3 protein-coding genes and 1 pseudogene are annotated in these 2685 nt (G+C 66.4%); all 4 read right to left on the bottom strand.

What is annotated here, in order from left to right; all coding sequences use genetic code 11:
- Nucleotides 1–886, bottom strand: an 886-nt coding sequence (locus tag JCM19049_RS11260; protein WP_279403037.1) for an alanine--tRNA ligase-related protein, incomplete at its 3' end; no start/stop codon positions are given.
- The gene (locus tag JCM19049_RS11255) at nt 883–1116 is read right to left on the bottom strand and encodes a hypothetical protein (protein WP_054821640.1); all 234 of its coding nucleotides are present in this window, start codon (nt 1114–1116) and stop codon (nt 883–885) included. The genes JCM19049_RS11255 and JCM19049_RS11260, both read right to left, overlap by 4 nt.
- A gap of 9 nt (nt 1117–1125) precedes the next feature.
- Nucleotides 1126–1497 carry a DUF948 domain-containing protein gene (locus JCM19049_RS11250; RefSeq protein ID WP_054821639.1) on the bottom strand — a complete coding sequence of 124 codons (372 nt, stop codon included), beginning with the start codon at nt 1495–1497 and terminating at the stop codon, nt 1126–1128.
- 133 nt (nt 1498–1630) lie between these two features.
- Nucleotides 1631–2253, bottom strand: a pseudogene (gene rpsD / locus JCM19049_RS11245) (30S ribosomal protein S4).
- Nucleotides 2254–2685 lie beyond the last annotated feature (432 nt).

Raw genomic sequence — 2685 nt, 5'->3', positions numbered from 1 at the left:
TGTGGTCGGCGATCATGCGCAGGCGCACGTCGTTGGCGTGGTTCGGGTCCGCCGGGTCCTCGGTGGAGGTGTAGCGCACCTGGGCCAGGGCGGCGGCGCGGTCCAGCACCGGGCGCACCTGGTCGGTCTCGTACATGTTCTCCACGCCCTGCAGGATCATCGCCAGGCGCTCCAGGCCCAGCCCGGTGTCGATGTTGCGCTTGGGCAGCTCACCGGCCACGTCGAAGTCGGTCTTCGAGCGCACCGCCGAAAGCCGGTACTGCATGAACACCAGGTTCCAGATCTCGATGTAGCGGGTCTCGTCGACCGCCGGGCCGCCCTCCATGCCGTATTCGGGGCCGCGGTCGTAGTAGATCTCCGAGCAGGGGCCGCCGGGGCCGGGCTGGCCGGTGTTCCAGTAGTTGTCTTCCTTGCCGGTGCCCACGACCCGCTCGGGCGGCAGGCCGATCTTCTCTTCCCAGATGCGCCGGGCTTCCTCGTCGCGCTCCTCGCCGTCCTCGTAGACGGTGACCCACAGCCGCTGCGGGTCCAGCCCGTAGCCGCCCTCGGCGACCGGGTTGGTCAGCAGCTCCCAGGCGAAGGTGATCGCCTCTTCCTTGAAGTAGTCCCCGAAGGAGAAGTTGCCGCACATCTGGAAGAAGGTGCCGTGGCGCACGGTCTTGCCGACCTCTTCGATGTCCGCGGTGCGGATGCACTTCTGCACGGAAGTGGCCCGGCTGTAGGGCGGTTCCTCCACGGCGGTCAGGTAGGGGATGAACGGGACCATGCCGGCCACCGTGAACAGCAGTGACGGGTCGGTGGAGACCAGCGAGGCGCTGGGAACCGCGGTGTGACCCTTCGAAACGAAAAAGTCGATCCAGCGGCGGGCAATTTCCTGCGTTTTCATCGTGCTGAGGACGATCCCTTCATAGTGTTCTCTTCCACGCCCAACGCGGAGCGCAGTTCCTGTTCGCGGCTGTGCATGCCCTCACGGAAGGCGGCGGCCACATCCGCGATGTTGTCGGCGTACTTGCCCACCTGCCGGTTCAGCGCGCTGCCGGAGGAGATGTCGGTGTACTTCCGGGTGGCCAGGATGCCCACGCCGACACCAATGGCGACCCACATCAGCTTCTTCATGCCTGACTCCTAACGGCTGCGGCGGCCGGTGCCGCGCGGCTTGGTGTTCATCGCGGCCTTCACCCCGGAGGTGAAGGCGGCGACCTTGATCAGCGGCTTGCCCAGGGTGGCGGCCGCCAGCGAGGACAGCGCCGAGGCGTTCGCGGTGGCGTCCGAAACGTTGGAGGTGATCGCGTCGACCTTCTTCAGCTGGTCGTTCGTGGTGGCCACGGTGTTGGCCACTTCCCCGATCAGCGGGGTGGTGCCGTCGGACAGGTCCTTGATCGAGTCGCGCAGCTCATCGAAAACCTTTCCCAACTTGATGATGGGGACCGCCAGCAACGCCACCAGGATGGCGAAGACGCCGGCGGCGATGAGACCTGCAATATCCGAACCCGACATGAGCTTCCTCTTCTGCTGTTGTTCTTCGGTGCCAGTCCACCTTATCGAACCGATTGGCCGAACAGGTAGTTAAGGACCGATGGCCCGCAACCGTGGACGGTTGCGGGCCATCGGCGCACGCGTGGCGGGTGGCCTAGCGTGCGTAGTACTCGACCACGAGGTTCTCTTCGCAGGTCACCGGGATCTCCGAGCGCTCGGGCAGGCGCACGTAGGTGGCCTGCAGCGATTCCAGCTTCACGTCCAGGTAGCCCGGAACGGCCGGCAGCACCTGTGCGTGCTCGCCAGCGGCGGCCATCTGGAACGGAACCATCTTCTCGCTCTTCTCGTGAACGTGGATCACCTGACCCGGCTTCACCTTGAACGAGGGGCGGTCCACACGCTGGCCGTTGACCATGATGTGGCGGTGCACGACCAGCTGGCGGGCCTGCTGGATGGTGCGGGCGAAGCCGGCACGCAGCACCAGGCGTCCAGGCGGGACTCGAGCAGGGCCAGCAGGTTGCCGCCGGTCTCCCCGCCAAGGCGCTTGGCTTCCTTGAAGGCGTTGAGCATCTGGACCTCGCGGATGCCGTACTGGGCGCGCAGACGCTGCTTCTCGCGCAGACGCACTGCGTAGTCGCTGTCCTGCTTCTTGCGGGCACGACCATGCTGACCGGGGCCGTACGGACGGCGCTCCATGTACTTCTCAGCCTTCGGGGTCAGTGCAATGCCAAGTGCGCGCGACAGGCGCACGGTACGGCGGGCACGGGCGTTAGCCATAAATGTGTCCTCTTCTGTTTAGCGACGGATGGTAACTGGCCTCCAGGGTGGAGAGTGGTGGGGCGTCGCATCCCGGTGAGCACTGCAACCACGCCCGAGGGCGCGGCTTGCCAGCCAAGGATCAAGTTTACACCCTTCACCCCGGCCCGTGGGCATCGCGGCGGATCGGGCCGGCGGGGTGTAAGCAAGCTCGCATCCGAGCGCGGTCGGGCCGCGGTTGGACTGTGGATGCGGGGTTCGGTGGGCTCCGGGCCGGTTCAGCGCTTGCCGCGGATGATCGCCCGCAGCCGGGCCAGCCGGTCGGCGATCGACTTCTCCGCGCCGTTGGCGGTGGGCGTGTAGTAATTCACCCGGCCAAGTCATCGGGGCGTACTGCTGGGTGGCGATCGAATGCGGGGCGTCGTGGGAGTAGATGTAACCCACCCCGTGCCC

The sequence above is a fragment of the Arthrobacter sp. JCM 19049 genome (assembly GCF_001310435.1).
Note: the sequence above shows the minus strand (reverse complement) of the source record. Positions and strands in the feature narration are given on the sequence as shown.